The sequence below is a fragment of the Microbacterium sp. NPDC019599 genome, from assembly GCF_040632175.1.
GTDB lineage: Bacteria > Actinomycetota > Actinomycetes > Actinomycetales > Microbacteriaceae > Microbacterium.
Genome location: NZ_JBEYBL010000002.1, coordinates 209,410 through 226,741, shown reverse-complemented (window position 1 = coordinate 226,741; position 17,332 = coordinate 209,410). Strand labels below are relative to the sequence as shown.

The window sequence follows — 17,332 nt, the reverse complement described above, 5'->3', positions numbered from 1 at the left end:
ACTGCTGAGGCTGAAGCAACCGATCTTCGGGCGGTGGCAAAGGTCTTCGGGCTTTCGATGCCGAAGATCGAAATCATCGAGCGGCTAGCCCAGGGTCCCGCGACGATCGCGCAACTCGGGGCGGCGTGCGGGTACACACGTCACGGGGTGGAGCCGCACCTCGATGCGCTCGAGAGCATCGGCTTGATCTCATGCGTGGTCGTCAGGGTTGAAGGCGCTTGTCGTCCCGCCCGTCGCTACACGCTGGATCATCAGCGACTCGAAGACGTCCGCTGGGCTCTGCACGATGTCCTCGATGTCACACCACATGAGCTGCAGAAGACAGCATGACCACGCGACGCATGAGTTGCGCCGCTGTTGCGCGAACGAACGGAGATCGAATGAGTGACTACGATCACGCTCCCTTGTTGGGGATTCCGCGCATCGCAACGGGAATCTCACATTTCCTCGCAGAGGGACCAGTCTGGGACCCGGTCCGCGGCCGCATCCTGTGGGTGGACATCATGGACGGCGGGGTCTATTCGGGCCGGTTCGCCCACGGCGGTGCGATCGACATCGACGAGAAGGTGCAATTCCCCGATACCGCGGGGGCTATTGCGGTGTCACAGGCGGGGGAGTGGCTGGTCGCCGGAACCGAGCGTCTTTACACCCGCGGCATCGACGGCGAGATCACGGCAGGCCCCGACCTGATCAGCGGCGCCGGCCGGCGGTTCAACGACGGCAAGCCCGACCCGGCCGGACGCTTCGTCGTCGGCACCAAGGGCCCCGGCGATGAGCAGCTGATCCAGGTCGGCGCCGACGGTACCGTCACCGTGCTCGACGACGACCTCACCCTCTCGAATGGGCTCGCCTGGACGAAGGATGGCCGCACGCTGTATTCGATCGACACGCTGTGCCGACGCATCCACGTGCGCCACTACGACCCGATCACCGGCGAGACGGGAGAGCGGCGTGTCTTCCTCGAGGTCGCTGAGGGCTATCCCGACGGCATGACGATCGACAGCGAGGACCACCTGTGGGTCGCGCTGTGGGGTGAGGGATGCGTCATCCGCATCTCACCCGCAGGCGACATCGTCGGCCGTGTCGATGTGCCCGCCCCGCACACCTCGTGCCCGGTGTTCGCCGGTCCCGACCTCGACACGCTGGTCATCACCACCGCCACGGAGGGGATGACTCCCGCAGATCTCGCCGCGCACCCGCTGTCGGGACGCCTGTTCACCGTCGGGACAGGACACCGCGGCATCCACCCGAACCTGTGGGCAGGAACAATTCAGCCCACCGAGAACCCTTTGGAGGAATACGCATGAAGCTCCTGCGCATCGGCGCCCCCGGCGCCGAGAAGCCCGCCGCCCTCGTCGGTGACGACCGCTACGTCGACCTGTCGGACGTCGTGACCGACTTCGACGAGACCTTCTTCGGTTCGGGCGGACTCGATCGCATCGCTCCGATCGTCGCCGAGCGGTCGGCATCCGGCGGACATCCGATCGACGACCAGCGTCTGGGCGCCCCGATCGCCCGCCCGCACCAGATCATCTGCGTGGGCCTGAACTACTCCGACCACGCCGCCGAGACCGGGCAGGCCGTCCCGAGTGAGCCGATCCTGTTCACGAAGTCGCCGAACACCCTCGTCGGCCCGAACGACGACGTCCGCATTCCGCGGGGTGCGACCAAGCCGGACTGGGAGGTCGAGCTCGGCATCGTGATCGGCAAGCGCACCAGCTATCTCGACTCGGTCGAGGATGCCCGCGACCACATCGCCGGGTGGGTGCTCGTCAACGACGTCTCGGAGCGCGCGTTCCAGATGGAGCGCGGCGGGCAGTGGCTCAAGGGCAAGTCGGCCGAGACGTTCAACCCGGCCGGGCCCTGGCTGGTCACCCAGGACGAGGTCGAGTCCGTCACCGACCTCGGCATGTGGCTCGACGTCAACGACGTGCGCCGCCAGACCGGCTCGACCTCCACGATGATCTTCGACCCGTACGTCATCGTCCACTACATCAGTCAGTTCATGGTGCTCGAGCCCGGCGACCTCATCAACACCGGCACCCCTCCTGGGGTCGGCATGGGCTTCACCCCGCAGGTCTGGCTGCAGGCGGGCGACATCATGACCCTCGGCATCGACGGGCTCGGCATCCAGCGTCAGAACGTCCTCGCACCCCGATGAAAGCCCTCGTCATCACCGGCCCCCACCAGGCCGAAGTCCAAGACGTCGACGTCCCCGTCGCCGCCCCCGGCGAGGTGGTCGTCGATGTGAAGCGGGCCGGCATCTGCGGCACCGACATGGAGCTGTTCACCGGCGAGATGGCGTACTACGAGACCCGCCACACCTCGTTCCCGGTGCGGATCGGGCATGAGTGGATGGGGGTCGTCTCGCAGATCGGCGACGGGGTGGATGCCTCGTGGCTGGGCGCCCGCGTCACCGGCGACACCATGCTCGGCTGCGGCGAGTGCCGCCGCTGCCTGCAGGGTCTCCAGCACGTGTGCGAGTTCCGCGGCGAACTCGGAATCCGCGACGGACGCCCGGGTGCCCTCGCCGAGCAGGTCGCCGTCCCTGTCACTTCGCTCCACCGTCTGCCGTACTCGGTCGATGACACGATGGGGGCGATGGTCGAACCGGGCGGCAACGCCTACCGGTCCGTCGAGGCCGCGAACCTGAAGCCGGGTGACCGGTGCCTGGTGCTCGGCTCCGGCACCATCGGACTGCTCTGCGGCCTGTTCGCGAAGGTTGCCGGCGCCGAGGTCCACCTCTTGGGCCGCAGCGAACGGTCGCTCGCCTTCGCCCGCACCCTCGGCTTCGACCACGTCTGGACCGAGGAGACGCTGCCTGAACTGCCGTGGGACGCCGTCATCGAGGCATCCAACGCAAAGCACCTCCCCGCGAAGGCCGTCGACCTCGTCGAGCCCGGCAAACGCGTCGTCTACGTCGGACTGGCCGGCACGCCGAGCCTGGTCGACACCCGCGAGATCGCACTGAAGGACGTGACCGCGGTCGGGATTCTCAGTGCGTCCCCGGGGCTCGCCGGAACCATCCAGTCATATGCCACCTTTGCGGTCGACCCGAGGCCGCTCATCGCAGCGACGCTGACCCTCGAAGACCTCCCCGCCGTACTCGCGGGGCACCGGCCGGATGGGGCAGGAAACGGTCCCAAGTTCCACGTCGCGATCGGAGGGTGACCGCAGCCCGGCTTGCGCGAATCTGGACGGACTCAGCAGGCCCTTTTGAACTCCGCGAAGTCATCGTCGCGGTACTCGCCCTCGGCCCGTGCGGTCGCGGCGTCCTCCCGTGCCCGCAGCTCGGCCCGGCGGATCTTGCCCGAGATCGTCTTGGGCAGTTCCGCGAACTCGATGCGCCGCACGCGCAGGTATGGGGCGAGTGTCTCGCGCGCGTGCTTCAGGATCTCGAAGGCGGTGTCGGCCGTCGGATCCCATCCGGCCGCGAGCGCGACGTAAGCCTTGGGGATGGAGTGCCGCGTCTGGTCCGGTGCGGGCACCACGGCGGCTTCGGCGACGGCGGGGTGCTCGATGAGCGCGCTTTCGAGTTCGAACGGCGAGATCTTGTAGCCCGATGATTTGAAGACATCGTCGGTTCGTCCGACGTAGGTGAGGTAGCCGTCGGCACCCCGTGATGCGATGTCGCCCGTGTGGTAGTAGCCGTCTGCCATGACGTCCGCGGTGCGCTCGGGGTCGTCTGCGTACCCGGTCATGAGGTTTCGCGGTGTCTTGGACAGGTCGAGGCAGATCTCGCCTTCGTCGGTCTCCTCACCGGTGAGCGGATCGATGAGCACGACCGGCACGCCGGGAAGCGGGCGGCCCATCGAACCGAAGACGACGTCGGATCCTGGGGTGTTCCCGACCTGCGCCGTCGTCTCGGTCTGCCCGTAGCCGTCGCGGATCGTGAGGCCCCAGGCATCCTGAACGCGGGTGATGACTTCGGGGTTGAGCGGCTCGCCGGCGCCGACGAGTTCGCGCAGCGACCCCTTGCCGCCGGTGAGGTCGGCCTGGATCAGCATCCGCCACACTGTCGGGGGAGCGCAGAAGCTCGTGATGTCGGCGCGGCGGATCTGGTGCAAGAGCGCTGCGGCCTCGAACCGGGAGTAGTTGTAGACGAAGACGGTCGCCTCGGCGAGCCACGGGGTGAAGAAGCAGCTCCACGCGTGCTTCGCCCACCCGGGGGAGCTGATCGTCAGCTGCACATCCCCGGGCCGCAGGCCCAGGTAGTAGAGGGTCGAGAGGTGCCCGACGGGGTAGGAGTACTGTGTGTGCTGCACGAGCTTCGGCTTGCGGGTCGTGCCCGACGTGAAGTACTTCAGCAGCGGATCGCCGGGCGCGGTGCGCGTCTCGAACGGTTCGGCGGCCGTGCGTTCGGCCGCCTGCGCGTAGTCGGTCCACCCGGCGACGGCACCGATCGAGATGCGCAGGTAGTCGCCGGGCACATCGTCGAACTTGCCCGTGTCGGCGGGGTTCGCGATCACCGCCCGCGCACGGCTGCGCGCGACCCGGTCGGCGAGATCCGCGGTGCCGAGCGCCGTCGTCGAGGGGACGAGCACCGCGCCGAGCTTCATCACGGCGAGCATCGACTCCCAGAGCTCGACCTGGTTGCCGAGCATGAGGATCACCGAGTCGCCGCGGCCGATGCCTTGCGCCTCGAGCCACCGCCCGACCTGATCGGAACGGCGCGCCATGAGGTCGAACGAGTACTTCGCCTCGGAGCCGTCCTCCTCCACGATCCACAGCGCCGTCCGGTCGCTCCCGCGCGCGATGCGGTCGAACCAGTCGATCGCCCAGTTGAACCGGTCACCGACATCCGGCCACTCGAACGATGAAAGGGCGGCGTCATAGTCCTCACGCGCCGCGACGGCGCGGTCACGCGCGGTGCGCAACGCGGCGTGCGCGAAGTCCTCCCGTTGCTCATCGACGGGGTGAACGTTGCTGTCGGCCACCTGCTCCTCCTCGAGTATGTGCCGTGTGATTGCCGGCGTCGCCGCCGTCGATGATTCTAGCTGTATTTCGCACACGTGGGTGGTTTTCGTTTAGCATCGTCATGAGATCCAGCGGAGCGGCCCTGCCGCGACGCACGACAGAAGGAGCGGCGAGGATGCTGCGCACACCGTTTAACGATGGCTGGACGATCGCCCCCAAGCAATCCCTGTTCGCGGCGGCGCTCGCGCCGGCGTCGCCTCTGGCGGTGGTGCTGCCGCACGACGCGATGCGCGACCTTCCACGCTCGGCTGCCAGCCCGAATGGTAGTCATTCCGGATACTTCCCCAGCGCTCACGTCGTATATGAGAAGGCGTTCCACGCCCCGGCGGAGTGGGCGGGCCAGACGATCGTGGTCGAGTTCGACGGCGTGTACCGTGACGCCGTCGTCTCGCTCAACGGTGACTTCATCGCGCAGAGCCCGTCCGGGTACAGGCCGTTCTCGGTCGACCTCACGTCGCGGATCACGCCGGGCACGCAGAACACGCTCCGAGTCGAGGCCCGCGCGCACCAGGACAGCCGCTGGTACACCGGGGTCGGGATCTATCGGGATGTGTGGCTCGCCGTCGCGGATGCCGTCCACATCCCCCTCGGCGGTGTCGTCGTCACCACGCCGGAGATCTCGGACGACCTGACCGTCGTCGCCGTCGCGACGCCGATCCGCAACGACTCGCGACACCAGCGCACCGTCCGGCTGCTGTCGTGGGTGATGGACGGCGCGGGGGCTGTCGTCAGCGAGAAGTCGGTGCCGGTGACGATCCTGCCCGGAGAACCGGCGATCGCGCGCGTCTCGCACTACATTCGCGATCCGCGTCGGTGGGACCTGGATGATCCTCATCTGTACCGCTGCGCGAGCACCGTGGTCGATGAGATCGGCGAGCCGCTCGACAGCGATGAGACGACGTTCGGCGTCCGGTCCCTCCAGGTCGATCCGGTCCATGGGCTGCGTGTGAACGGCCGCACCGTGAAGCTGCGCGGCGGCTGTATCCATCACGACAACGGCCCGCTCGGCGCGGCCGCGATCAGGGCGGCGGAGCGGAGGAAGGCCGAGCGGCTCAAGGCCGCGGGCTTCAACGCCGTCCGCAGTGCCCACAATGGCGCGAGTCGCGCGTTCCTCGACGCGTGCGACGAGGTGGGGCTGTTCGTGATCGACGAGCTCACCGACGTGTGGACCGTGGGGAAGAGCAGCTTCGACTCGTCGCTCAGCTTCCCGGAGTGGTGGGAGCGCGATGTCGAGGCTCTCGTGCGCAATGGTCGCAACCACCCCAGTGTCATCATGTATTCGATCGGCAACGAGATCCTCGAGATCGGCCGGCCCGGCGCCGCCATCTGGGGGCGCCGTCTCACAGAGACGGTCAGGGCGCTCGACCCCACCCGCCCGATCACGAACGCCGTGAACGCTCTCGTTTCGATGATCGACTCGCGGGTCACTGCACACGACGAGTCGATCGCGATCGACTTCAACTCGATCCTCAGCGCAGACGGCTCGGCCGGCATCGGCGCGTCCGAGACCGCCACGCGACTGACCGAGGAGACCCACGCCCAGGTTGACGTCGCGGGCATCAACTACTCCGAGGCGCGCTACGACCTCGATGCCGAGATCTTCCCGGATCGCGTGCTCGTCGGCACCGAGACATTCCCCGGCCGTCTCGACCGGCTGTGGACGCTCGTGGAGAAGCACCCCCAGGTGATCGGCGACTTCGTGTGGACGGCGTGGGATCACCTCGGCGAGGCGGGCACGGGTCGTGCGGTCTACGCCGACGATCCGGTGAAGCCGGTCGGTATGGCATCTCCGTACCCATGGCTGCTGTCACAGGCCGGGACGATCGACATCAACGGCAACCGGCGACCGATCTCCTACTGGCGCGAAACGGTCTGGGGACTCCGTGACGAACCTTTCATCGCCGTGCATCGGCCGCAGGGCCACGGCCGGCAGCTCACGGTCGGGCGATGGGCGTGGGACGACGTGCTACCGAGCTGGGCGTGGGACGTCGAGGAAGGCTCCCCGGTCATCGTCGACGTGTATTCGGATGCCGACGAGGTCGAGCTTCTGCTCGACGGGGAGAGCCTGGGCGCAGCGCCGGTCGGCATCGAGGTCGGCGGCCACCAGCGCGGCTTCATCGCGCGCTTCGAGACCGGGTTCCGTCGTGGCGTGCTCACGGCCGTGGCTCGACGCGCCGGCCGCGAAGTCGGACGGACCGAATTGTCGAGCCTCGACGGCGCCGTGGCGCTGCGGGCCGACGTCGAGCGCGACCGGATCGGGGCGGACCCCGAAGAGCTCGTGTACATCGACCTCGCCCTGCGTGACACTGCGGGCACCGTCGCCATCGACGAGAGCGTCGACGTCACCGTGACGATCGAGGGTCCCGGTGCGCTCGTCGCCCTGTCGAGCGCGAAGCCCGACGACGAGGAGCCCTTCGCCGGCGACACTCATCGCTCTCACGAGGGACGCCTTCAGGCCATCGTGCGGCCGACCGGAGTCGGCGAGATCCGCGTCCTTGCGCACTCGGAACGTGGCGACGCAGAGGTCGTGGTGCGCGCGGAGTGAGCGGCGCGCACCGCCCCGGTCCACTGCGACCGCTGCAGGGGGGTTCAGTCGAAGTCCTCAACCCGCCATTCGTCGAGCCAGTCGATCCTCGGCACATCGCCGTCGAACCGGATCGGGAGCCACACGTAATCGGCGATCGACGTGTCGACGACAACCGACGCGGACACCGAGTCCGGCGTGATCGTCTCGCCGGCGAACAGGCGGCGGAACTCGTCCTGCGCCTGGTTGGCGATCTCGGCGGAGACGTTCGGGAGCCAGCGATCCGCCAACGCGATGTACAGGTCCTTCTTGTGCGGGTGCTTGAACACGGAGGTGATCTGCGAGCGATACGACGTGCCGGTGGAGTCGCCGGGATGAGGATCGCCGAGGACGACCCACGGGCCGTGGAATGTCTCGGCGGCGGCGGCCTCAGATCGATTCGGGAAGTATGCCGAGGTCCCCGACGTGATGAGGTAGTGACGATCCCCGCGACGGAAGTACGCCGGCGCTTCGCGCACGTCGGGTGGACGGTGCAGGGGGAAGTGCGTCGAGTAGTACCCGGTGACCCCGGTGTAGTCGTCGGTGAGATCGGCGCAGATCAATTCGCTGTGCACGCGCTCGAAGTAGTAGTAGGCCTTGCCGTCGTCGGGTGCGACGACGAGATCGAAGTCGCCTGCGCTCATGCTGAGCGGCCGGAGTCCCGTGGCGACGATCTCGTACGGGCCGAGGAGGTCGTCGGCGACGAGCACCGTCGAGGTCTGCTCGTGCCCTGCGGTCATGATCTTCAGCCAGCACACCCACTTGCCTGTCCGCTCGTTGCGGATGATGTGCGGCCGGTCCATCAACTTCGCGGGATGCAGCGGAGAGTCGGGTTCGTCAGGCGCGGGCGGAATGATCAGACCCTCGTCGACCCAGTTGTAGAGATCGTCGGATGAATAGCACCGGACGCCCCAGTGCCAGATCCCGCTCCCTGGCGTCGTGCGCTCCTTGTTCTCGCCATACCAGTAGAACCGGCCGTCGTGGTGGAGCATCGACCCGCCGTGGGCCTGGATCCGGTTTCCGTTCGTGTCGCTCCAGACCGAGCCTGGGCGGATGGAGCCGTATGCCATCAGTTGGTTCCCTGTTCGTCGGTGCCTTCGGCGGTCGGAGCGCCGGTCGTGCCGCGGACGATGAGCGAAGGCGCGATCGAGTGGGTGATCGGCTTTGTGCGGCCATCGATCCGCTCGCGCAGCAGCCGTGCCGCCGTCGCGCCGTTCGTCTCACCCGACGGGTCGATCGTCGTGAGGGCGATCTGCGGCAGGTCGCCGACGGCGATGTTGTCGGCCCCCACGACGGAGAGATCGCCGGGCACTTTCAGCCCACGCTCGTGGGCGGCGCGAAGCACGCCGAGGGCAACAGTGTCGGTTCCCGCGAAGATCGCTGTGGCAGGCCGATCGCGATCGATGGCGAGAAGCGCGCCGCGGTATCCGCCGTCCTCGGTGTACTCGGTGACGACGAGATCCGGTTCGATGCCGTGTTGCTTCATCGCGGCGAGATACCCATCTGCGCGCGCGGTCTGCGGCAGCACCGATGGACGACGGAGACCCGCTGTCGGCATCGAGATGTGCGCGATGCGCGTGTGGCCGAGACCGACGAGATGCTCGACCGCAAGGGCCGATCCCGCGGCGTCGTCGTCTACTACGGTGTCGAAGCCGCGTCCTGCACCGTGACGGCCGATGAGCACCATCGGGACGCTTGCCCCGATCGTCTCAAGCGTGTCATGCGAAAGTCCGGGGGCGACGAGGATCAGCCCGTCGACTCCGCGGTTGAGCATCGCTTCAACCCCCCGTTGCTGCTTCTCCGGGGACGGACCGGCTGGTCCGATCAGGATGTCGAGCGCCGAGCCGTCGAGGGTGCTCTCGATGCCGTCGAGAACACGAACCACACTCAGCGAGCGAACGTCGGCGATCACCCCGAGCGAGTGCGATCGGCCCCTCAACGACCGGGCGGCGGAGCTGGGCCGATAGCCCAGCTCCGCGATCGCCGTCGTCACCTTCTCCCGCATCGCGGGACTGACGCCGTAGCCGTTGTTGAGCACTTTCGAGACGGCGGCGGGGGAGACGCCGGCGGATCGGGCGACATCCGAGATCGTCGCGCGCGGCGCAGTCGCCATCGGGTCTCCTTCGCACACCGGTGCCGGACTCCGCGAACTGTCGCGGCGGCTAGGACGGTTCTATCATGGGTTTGATCCGAATGTAAATCGTTACACGAATTCAGCCAATGCGCGTTGACTTGTTCATTCTAGATGTGCCACACTGCGGGACGTCGGGTGTGAATCGATTCACGATCTCGCCCCCGCAGCACCATACGAATCCACGTCGCGGTCACTGATGGTCGTGGCGAACAGCAGTCCCGGCGAGAGCGGCGGGACCGGAGTGTCGAGGAGGACACATGTCCATGAGGAGAAGCAGTGCTCTTGCGGTATTCGCAGGAGCCCTGTCCCTGACAGTGCTCGCCAGCGGGTGCACCGCTGGTGGAAGTGGTGACAACACGGCGGCGCAGGAGTCCGGCAAGGCGGAGCTCGTGCTGGGCATGGAGGCCGACCTTCCCGGCTGGGATCCTGCGAAGCTCCTTCCGGGGTCGGTCGCATGGGCTGCGCAGGCCGTGTACGACACGATCCTGACGTGCGACGAGAAGGGTGGGATCTCCGCCGGGCTCGCCGAGAAGTGGGAGTTCTCTGACAACAACACCAAGCTCACGCTTCAGATCCGGGATGGTGTCGAGTTCAGCGATGGAACCGCTCTCGACGCCGCGGCGGTCAAGGCCACGCTCGACTACGAGTTCACCTCGCCCGGCGGCCAGAGCTTCTTCGCCGGGGTGACGGCGGAGGCCCCGGATGAGAACACCGTTGTCATCACGACGCCCCAGCCGAAGCCGTTCCTGACGTCCTACCTGTGCCTCGGCACCGGTGTCGTCGCGAGCCCGACATATCTCGCCTCGGGTGACCTGGACTCCGAGCCTGTCGGCTCGGGCCCGTACACGTACGACCTGGAGAACTCGACGCCCGGTGCGGAGTATGTCTTCACAAAGAACCCCGACAACTGGAACGCCGACGCGTACCCGTACGAGAAGCTCGTGCTCAAGGTGCTCGCCGACACCACCGCCCGCGTCAACGCACTCAAGACCGGGCAGATCTCCGGTGCAGTGCTCCCGCCCTCGACCCTCGCTGAGCTGCAGTCCGCGGGCACGGCGTCCATTCCCCAGCAGGGAACCTGGTCGGGCCTGCTGATCAACGACCGTGACGGAAAGATCGTGCCCGCGCTCGGCAATGCCGACGTCCGCCGTGCGATCAACATGGTCTTCGACAAGGCGGCGATCGCCGAGAAGCTCTACCAGGGTCAGGCCGAGCCCACGTCGCAGATCTTCCGCGCCGGCAGCGACGCGTGGATCGACGGCCTCGAGGACCCGTACCCGTACGACCTCACCGCGGCCAAGGAGCTCATGGAAGAGGCGGGGTACGCGGACGGATTCGACATGGAGCTTCCGTACATCGCGAACTTCGGTCTCGACTCGGCCATGCCCGTCGTCATCGACGGTCTGAAAGAGCTCAACATCAACGTGACCCAGGTCACGCTCGCGGGCCAGACTGCGCTCCTCGACCTCCTGAGCGGCAAGTACCCGGTCATCTTCTGGCCGCTGGGCAACCACGGTGACTCACGGATCACGATCGACGGCGCAATCGTCCCGACGGCGATCTGGAACACGTCCCACGTCAGCGACCCGACGGTCGACGAACTGTGGAACACGATCCTGACGACTCAGGGCGACGAGTCCAAGGCTGCGCAGCAGGAGCTGAACCAGTACGTCATCGACCAGGCATGGTTCTCGCCGTGGGTCTACGTGAGCACGTTCTTCATGTTCGATGACTCCAAGGTCGGCATCGACAAGAGCTCCGACCCGAACCAGCTTGCACCGCTTCTCAGCGACTTCAAGTAATTAGCAGAGGTCGCGCTTCGATGCTCAAGCTCACCGCAGCAAACGTTCTGAGGGCTATCGCCGTCTTCTTCGTCGTCACGCTCACGACCTTCGTGCTCGTGTACGCGAACCCGATGGCGATCGCTCGGAACCTCATGGGGATCAACGCGACCGAGGCGGCGGTCCAGGCCAAGGCAGAACAGCTTGGCCTGGACCAGCCGGTCCTCCAGCAATACTGGCAGTGGTTGCAGGCGCTCTTCCGGGGCGACCTCGGCACCTCCTACTACACCGGCCAGGAAGTCACCGACACCCTGGCGATCCGACTTCCCGTCACCCTGGCGATCATGATCGTCGTCCTGCTCCTCACGATCGTCTTCTCGGTCGTGGTCGGCGCCGTGGCAGCGACCCGTGGCGGATGGGTCGACCGGATGCTGCAGTTCATCTCGGTGGCGTTCTCCGCCGTCCCGTCCTTCATCGTCGCGATCGTCCTGGTCTTCGCGTTTGCGATCGCGCTGCCCATCTTCCCCGCGACCGGCTATGTCCCCATCGAGGATGGCCTGGGCGCCTGGGCCGCCTCGATCGCCCTGCCGGTCACGGCGATCCTGCTCGGCTCGGTCGCCAGCGCCGCGGCTCAATTCCGCAGCGCAGTGAAGGACGTGCTCGACCGGGACTTCGTCCGCACGCTCCGTGCACGGGGAGTGCCGGAGCGACTCATCATCTACAAGCACGTGCTGCGCAGCGCCGGCGGACCGGGGCTCACCGTGCTGGCGCTGCTGACCGTCGGACTCGTGGGCGGCGTGGTCATCATCGAGCAGGTGTTCGCCCTCCCTGGCATGGGCGCTCTCGTCACGACCGCCTCCTCCGGCGGCGACATCCCCGTGGTCATGGGCTGTGTGGCCGTCACCGTGATCCTGGTGTCGATCGTGAATCTGCTTGCGGACCTCGCGACGGCCGCGCTCAACCCGAAAGTGAGGGCTGCGTGATGGCTCAGCCGCTCGAAGGCGTCGTCGACTCGCCGCCGCAGCACGCCACCCCGACGCGAGAGCACTGGATTCAGCGACTCTTGCGCAACCCGGTCGCCATCGCGTGCCTGGTCCTCCTGGTCGTCATCATCGTCATCGGTATCGCGAGCCCACTGCTGGCGCCCTACGGACCCAACGACTCGGAACTCGACGCGGTCAACGCGCCGCCGTTCACACCTGAGCACCTCCTCGGCGGCGATGGTTCCGGTCGCGACATTCTCTCCCGGCTGATGTGGGGCACTCAGCGGACGCTCCTCGCCTGCGTAATCCTCCTCATCACCGCACTCATCGCGGGCGTGCCGACCGGACTCATCGCCGGATATCGACGGGGGTCATTCGACACCAGCGTGAGCTGGATCAACGACGTCATCATGACGATGCCCGGCATCGTCCTGCTCATCGCCCTCTACTCGCTCACTGGACCGAACATAGTCCTCGCGATGCTCGTGCTCGGCATCCAACTCTCTCCGGGCTATTACCGGCTCGTTCGCGGAGTCGTCTTCGGCGTCCGTGAAGAGCTCTATGTCGACGCGGCCAAGGTTGTCGGCCTTTCGGACTCCCGCATCGTCGGCCGCCATATCCTGTGGGCGGTGCGCGCCCCCATCATCATTCAGAGCGCGTTCGTCCTTGCGGGCGGCATCGCGATCACCGCTGCGCTGGACTATCTCGGGTTCGGCAACCCGGCGGAGGCGTCGTGGGGCGGCATGCTGGAGGAGGCGTTCGGAAACATCTACGCGAATCCGCTCAGCGTCATCTGGCCCGCAACGCTCATCTCGCTCACGATCCTCGCGTTCGTGCTGATGGGCAACGCCCTCCGGGACGCGCTTCAGCCGGGAGTCGCGCGCCGACCCCTCACGAACGACGAGCGGAAGGCCTTGGTGGAGCGCGCGACGAGCTCCTCGGCCGCGCGCGACGCGACGGCGGCGCAGGGCACCCTCCTGTCCGTCCGCGGCCTGCGTGTCGGATACCCCGTCGACGCTGACCGGGTCACCGAGGTCGTCCGCGAGGTGGATCTCGACGTGCGGCGGGGCGAGATCCGCGGTCTTGTCGGCGAATCCGGATCGGGCAAGACGCAGACAGCCTTCGCCATCATCGGAATCCTGAGTCCAGAAGCGTTGGTTCTGGGTGGTGCCGTCGTCTTCGACGGCAAGGACTTCGTCGCGGACGGCGCGGCCCAGGCGCACGCCCGCGGGCGTCGGATCGCCTACATCCCGCAGGAGCCGATGTCGAACCTCGACCCCTGCTTCACCGTCGGGTCCCAGCTGGTCGCCGGCCTGCGCGCTGTCAAGAGGATCTCCCGCGCGGATGCCAAGCGCGACATCCTCATGCTCCTCGACCGCGTCGGTATCAAGGACCCCGCGGCGGTGTTCGACCTGTACCCGCACCAGATCTCCGGCGGTATGGCGCAGCGCGTGCTCATCTGCGGCGCGGTCGCCGCAGGTCCGGATCTCATCATCGCCGACGAGCCGACGACGGCGCTCGATGTGACCGTGCAAGCCGAGGTGCTCGACCTGCTCCGCGAACTGCGCGACGAGCGCGGACTCGGCATGATCCTCGTGACGCACAACTTCGGCGTCGTCGCCGACTTGTGCGACACCGTGAGCGTCATGAAGGACGGTCGCATCGTGGAGTCCGGCACGGCGCTCGACATCTTCCGGGCGCCCCAGCAGCCGTACACGAAGGAGCTGCTCGCATCGACACGAGCAGTCGATCTCGAGGAGTCGAGCACGGATGTCTGACACAGGACTGCACATCGAGGATCTGCGCGTCACCTACCGCCGCGGCCGCAAGAGGATAGACGTGATCAAGGGAGTGACGTTCGACGTCGCTGCCGGCGAGACCCTCGGACTCGTGGGGGAGTCGGGGTCGGGCAAGACCACGATCGGTCGCGCCCTGCTCGGACTCGCCCCCGTGACGGGCGGAAAGGTCACCTTCCAGGGCAAAGACATCACACGCCTCACCCGCACGCAGCGTCGCGCCATCGCCAATGACGTCCAGGTGGTCTTCCAGGACCCCTATTCGTCCCTGAACCCGTCGATGACGATCGAGAGCATCCTCGTGGAGCCGCTGCGCGTGTCGGGCGTCGCGGACGCCCGCGCGCGGGTGCGTGAGCTGCTCGATCAGGTCGGACTGCCCGCCGACAGCGGATCGAGATTCCCGAAGGAGTTCTCCGGCGGTCAGCGCCAGCGCATCGCGATCGCTCGCGCGCTCGCCCTGCGGCCCGCGCTCATCGTGTGCGACGAGCCGACCAGCGCGCTCGACGTGACCACCCAGGCGCGCGTGTTGAAGCTGCTCAAAGACGTCCAGAACGAGACGGGCGCCTCCTATCTGTTCATCAGCCACGACCTCGGCGTTGTTCGCGAGATGAGCGACCGGATCGCAGTGCTCAATGACGGCAGGATCGTCGAGCTCGGCGACAGCGAACAGGTGTCGCTGCGCCCCGAAGATCCGTATACGAAGCGCCTGCAGCTGGCCACTCCGGTGCCCGACCCCGTCATCCAAGCGGAGCGACGCTCCCGCCGCCGTGCGCTGCTCGCCGGCGGCGCGTGAGCTGCTGCGTGGCATCCGATTCACACTATGCACCAGGGAGTTGCATTGCTCGATGCGAGCGCCATGATCACAGCAGATGCCGAAAGATCCGCGGCCATCATCCTTTCGGGCCGATTCCATCTCGACCACCCGGTCGACAGGGTTCGATCGGCGATTCTGCGTGCGACGGCTCACGGGGTGTACGAGGCACGGCTCAATGGGCGCGCGGTGTCGGAGGCGGTGCTCTCGCCGGGCTGGTCGTCGTATGAATGGCGTCTTCCGGTGAGCGCGGACCCGGTCGCGCATCTGCTCCGCGGCGAGAACACGATCGAGGTGCTGCTCGGCAACGGCTGGTGGCGTGGCGACCTCGGCTTCGCAGACGCGAAGGTCCACTACGGCGACGATCTCGGCTTCATCGCGGAACTCGAGATCGCATACGCAGACGGGACGACGCAGCGCATTGTGACGGACGAGAGGTGGACGGCATGGACGAGCGACGTCGTCTCGAACGACCTCTACAACGGCCAGCGCATCGATGCCCGGCTGCGGCAGGGACGCGACGCGCTCGCGGTTCGCGAGGTCGCCGTCGACCGCGCGACGCTCGTTCCACGGGTAGGTCCCGCCATTACGCGTCAGGGCCTGCTCCGCCCGACGCGCATCTTCACCTCCCCTTCAGGGGCCACCCTCGTCGACTTCGGACAGAACCTCGTCGGGTGGGTCCGGCTCCGTGCGCGCGGTGCGCGCGGTGCAGTGGTCACGTTGCGCCATGCCGAGGCCCTCGACGAGGGCGAGCTCGCGATCAGGCCACTGCGGTCCGCCGAGGCGACCGACGTCTTCGTGCTCTCGGGCGGCGACGACGAATTCGAGCCGACGCTGACCTTTCACGGCTTCCGCTACGTCGAGGTGGAAGGCTTCCCCGGCATGCTCACCGCTGAGGATCTCGAGGCGATCGTCGTCCACTCTGACCTTCGCCGCACGGGCCGGTTCTCGTGCTCGTCCGACCTCGTGAACCGCCTCGTCGAGAACTCGGTCTGGTCACAGCGGGGCAACTTCCTGTCGCTGCCGACCGACTGCCCGCAGCGCGATGAGCGGCTCGGGTGGACCGGAGACATCGCCGTGTACGCCGCAACGGCGTGCACGCAGTTCGACGTCGCCGACTTCCTCCACGATTGGCTCCTCGACCTCGCCGCCGAGACGGAGAACTCGGCCGGCCGAGCCGTCCCCGCGGTCGTGCCCGACGTGCTGAAACTCGGTTCCGGCGGGGGACCGCACCTCATGCGCGACCTCCCCACGGCGATCTGGGGCGATGCGGCCGTATGGGTCGCCCAGGCGCTGTGGCACGCGTACGGCGACCGCGACCGGCTCGCGGAGCACTACCCCGCGATGACGTTGCATCTTGAATCCGTGATCGCGCAGCTCTCGCCGACAGGCCTCTGGGATCGCGGCTTTCAATGGGGCGATTGGCTCGATCCGGATGCCCCGCCCGAGGATCCAGGCCGGGCCAAGGCGGATCCCGGTCTGGTGGCGACGGCATGTCTGGTGCGCTCGGCGGACTTCGCGGCCGAGGCGGCGCGCATCCTCGGCTATGAAAGGGACCGCATCCGCTGGGAGAAGCTCGCCGCGGACACGCGTGCCGCCTTCGTGCGCCAGTTCGTCGATGCATCCTCGGGCAGGCTCACCTCGGATGCGCCGACGTCCTACGCGCTTGCGATCGTGTTCGATGTCCTGGAGGGCGAGGCTCGGCTGGAGGCGGGTGATCGCCTTGCACAGCTCGTCCGCGACAGCGGGTTCGTCGTGACGACCGGCTTCGCCGGGACGCCGTATGTCACGTGGGCGCTGTCCGAGACCGGTCACGTGGACGAGGCCTACCGCCTGCTGCTGCAGACCGAATGCCCCTCGTGGCTCTACCCCGTGACGATGGGTGCGACGACCATCTGGGAGCGCTGGGACTCGATGCTCCCGGACGGCTCGATCAACCCTGGGGAGATGACGAGCTTCAATCACTATGCGCTCGGAGCGGTCGCCGACTGGCTCTACCAGGTGGTCGCCGGCATCCGCCCCGCTTCACCGGGCTATGCGAGGCTTCGGCTGGCTCCGACTCCCGGACCTGGCCTGGATTGGGCGTCCGCGACGCTCGAGACCCCTGCCGGCGTCGTCGAATCGGGGTGGGAGCGACGGGACGGCATCATCCACGTTCGTGTCGTCGTCCCTGACGGCGTCGAGGCGGAGGTCGCGCTGCCGGACGGCACGGCGCGCCGCGTGGACGGCGGAGTACGCCACTTCACCTGCGCGGATCCGGTCACGCAGGTTGTCGCCCGATGCTAGG

The 17,332-nt window shown here is 67.3% G+C and carries 13 protein-coding genes; 10 read left to right on the top strand and 3 right to left on the bottom strand.

Features of this window, described 5'->3' with window-relative positions:
- Positions 1-33: 33 nt before the first annotated feature.
- The 4 genes from ABZ477_RS04435 to ABZ477_RS04420 are packed head-to-tail and all read left to right on the top strand — an operon-like array spanning position 34 to position 3,171.
- Positions 34-330, top strand: coding sequence for a hypothetical protein (locus ABZ477_RS04435; protein ID WP_360128481.1), 297 nt, complete (start codon positions 34-36; stop codon positions 328-330).
- Positions 327-1,307: an SMP-30/gluconolactonase/LRE family protein gene (locus ABZ477_RS04430; protein ID WP_360128478.1), complete on the top strand. Its 981-nt coding sequence runs from the start codon at positions 327-329 to the stop codon at positions 1,305-1,307. The genes ABZ477_RS04435 and ABZ477_RS04430 overlap by 4 nt, the downstream gene beginning before the upstream one ends.
- Positions 1,304-2,161, top strand: coding sequence for a fumarylacetoacetate hydrolase family protein (locus tag ABZ477_RS04425; RefSeq protein ID WP_360128474.1), 858 nt, complete (start codon positions 1,304-1,306; stop codon positions 2,159-2,161). Before ABZ477_RS04430 ends, ABZ477_RS04425 begins: the two co-directional genes overlap by 4 nt.
- Positions 2,158-3,171 (top strand): alcohol dehydrogenase catalytic domain-containing protein, encoded by a 1,014-nt coding sequence (locus ABZ477_RS04420; protein ID WP_360128471.1) that lies wholly within the window; start codon positions 2,158-2,160, stop codon positions 3,169-3,171. Before ABZ477_RS04425 ends, ABZ477_RS04420 begins: the two co-directional genes overlap by 4 nt.
- Positions 3,172-3,203: 32 nt before the next feature.
- Here ABZ477_RS04420 and ABZ477_RS04415 read toward each other — a convergent pair whose 3' ends face one another.
- Entirely contained in the window at positions 3,204-4,937 is a 1,734-nt protein-coding gene (locus tag ABZ477_RS04415) for an AMP-binding protein (RefSeq protein WP_360128468.1), read from the bottom strand.
- Between the two features lie 155 nt (positions 4,938-5,092).
- Between ABZ477_RS04415 and ABZ477_RS04410 the strand changes: the two genes are divergently transcribed.
- Positions 5,093-7,522, top strand: coding sequence for a glycoside hydrolase family 2 TIM barrel-domain containing protein (locus ABZ477_RS04410; RefSeq protein WP_360128465.1), 2,430 nt, complete (start codon positions 5,093-5,095; stop codon positions 7,520-7,522).
- A gap of 44 nt (positions 7,523-7,566) precedes the next feature.
- Here the strand turns inward: ABZ477_RS04410 and ABZ477_RS04405 are convergent, their stop codons facing one another.
- Positions 7,567-8,610, bottom strand: coding sequence for a family 43 glycosylhydrolase (locus ABZ477_RS04405; RefSeq protein WP_360128462.1), 1,044 nt, complete (start codon positions 8,608-8,610; stop codon positions 7,567-7,569).
- Positions 8,610-9,653, bottom strand: coding sequence for a LacI family DNA-binding transcriptional regulator (locus ABZ477_RS04400; RefSeq protein WP_360128459.1), 1,044 nt, complete (start codon positions 9,651-9,653; stop codon positions 8,610-8,612). Before ABZ477_RS04400 ends, ABZ477_RS04405 begins: the two co-directional genes overlap by 1 nt.
- Positions 9,654-9,937: 284 nt before the next feature.
- On the opposite strand from ABZ477_RS04400, the gene ABZ477_RS04395 reads away from it, so the two are divergent.
- From ABZ477_RS04395 to ABZ477_RS04375, 5 genes are read left to right on the top strand one after another with little or no spacing between them, the layout of a single operon-like run.
- Complete coding sequence (locus ABZ477_RS04395) at positions 9,938-11,476, top strand: ABC transporter substrate-binding protein (RefSeq protein WP_360128456.1); 1,539 nt, start codon at positions 9,938-9,940, stop codon at positions 11,474-11,476.
- A gap of 20 nt (positions 11,477-11,496) precedes the next feature.
- On the top strand, positions 11,497-12,438 hold the full coding sequence (locus tag ABZ477_RS04390; protein ID WP_360128453.1) for an ABC transporter permease: 942 nt from the start codon (positions 11,497-11,499) through the stop codon (positions 12,436-12,438).
- Complete coding sequence (locus tag ABZ477_RS04385; RefSeq protein ID WP_360128450.1) at positions 12,438-14,216, top strand: dipeptide/oligopeptide/nickel ABC transporter permease/ATP-binding protein; 1,779 nt, start codon at positions 12,438-12,440, stop codon at positions 14,214-14,216. Before ABZ477_RS04390 ends, ABZ477_RS04385 begins: the two co-directional genes overlap by 1 nt.
- A complete protein-coding gene (locus tag ABZ477_RS04380; RefSeq protein WP_360128447.1) occupies positions 14,209-15,027 on the top strand; it encodes an ATP-binding cassette domain-containing protein in 819 nt (272 codons plus the stop codon). Before ABZ477_RS04385 ends, ABZ477_RS04380 begins: the two co-directional genes overlap by 8 nt.
- 27 nt (positions 15,028-15,054) lie before the next feature.
- A complete protein-coding gene (locus ABZ477_RS04375) occupies positions 15,055-17,331 on the top strand; it encodes a family 78 glycoside hydrolase catalytic domain (protein WP_360128443.1) in 2,277 nt (758 codons plus the stop codon).
- The last annotated feature ends 1 nt before the right edge of the window (position 17,332 follow it).

Bases quoted from the DNA above. Each gene is read 5' to 3' on its own strand.
- ABZ477_RS04425 (WP_360128474.1), top strand. From the start codon at position 1,304: ATGAAGCTCCTGCGCATCGGCGCCCCCGGCGCCGAGAAGCCCGCCGCC.
- ABZ477_RS04405 (WP_360128462.1), bottom strand. From the start codon at position 8,610: ATGGCATACGGCTCCATCCGCCCAGGCTCGGTCTGGAGCGACACGAAC.
- ABZ477_RS04400 (WP_360128459.1), bottom strand. From the start codon at position 9,653: ATGGCGACTGCGCCGCGCGCGACGATCTCGGATGTCGCCCGATCCGCC.
- ABZ477_RS04390 (WP_360128453.1), top strand. From the start codon at position 11,497: ATGCTCAAGCTCACCGCAGCAAACGTTCTGAGGGCTATCGCCGTCTTC.
- ABZ477_RS04385 (WP_360128450.1), top strand. From the start codon at position 12,438: ATGGCTCAGCCGCTCGAAGGCGTCGTCGACTCGCCGCCGCAGCACGCC.
- ABZ477_RS04380 (WP_360128447.1), top strand. From the start codon at position 14,209: ATGTCTGACACAGGACTGCACATCGAGGATCTGCGCGTCACCTACCGC.
- ABZ477_RS04420 (WP_360128471.1), top strand. From the start codon at position 2,158: ATGAAAGCCCTCGTCATCACCGGCCCCCACCAGGCCGAAGTCCAAGAC.
- ABZ477_RS04375 (WP_360128443.1), top strand. From the start codon at position 15,055: ATGCACCAGGGAGTTGCATTGCTCGATGCGAGCGCCATGATCACAGCA.
- ABZ477_RS04410 (WP_360128465.1), top strand. From the start codon at position 5,093: ATGCTGCGCACACCGTTTAACGATGGCTGGACGATCGCCCCCAAGCAA.
- ABZ477_RS04395 (WP_360128456.1), top strand. From the start codon at position 9,938: ATGAGGAGAAGCAGTGCTCTTGCGGTATTCGCAGGAGCCCTGTCCCTG.
- ABZ477_RS04430 (WP_360128478.1), top strand. From the start codon at position 327: ATGACCACGCGACGCATGAGTTGCGCCGCTGTTGCGCGAACGAACGGA.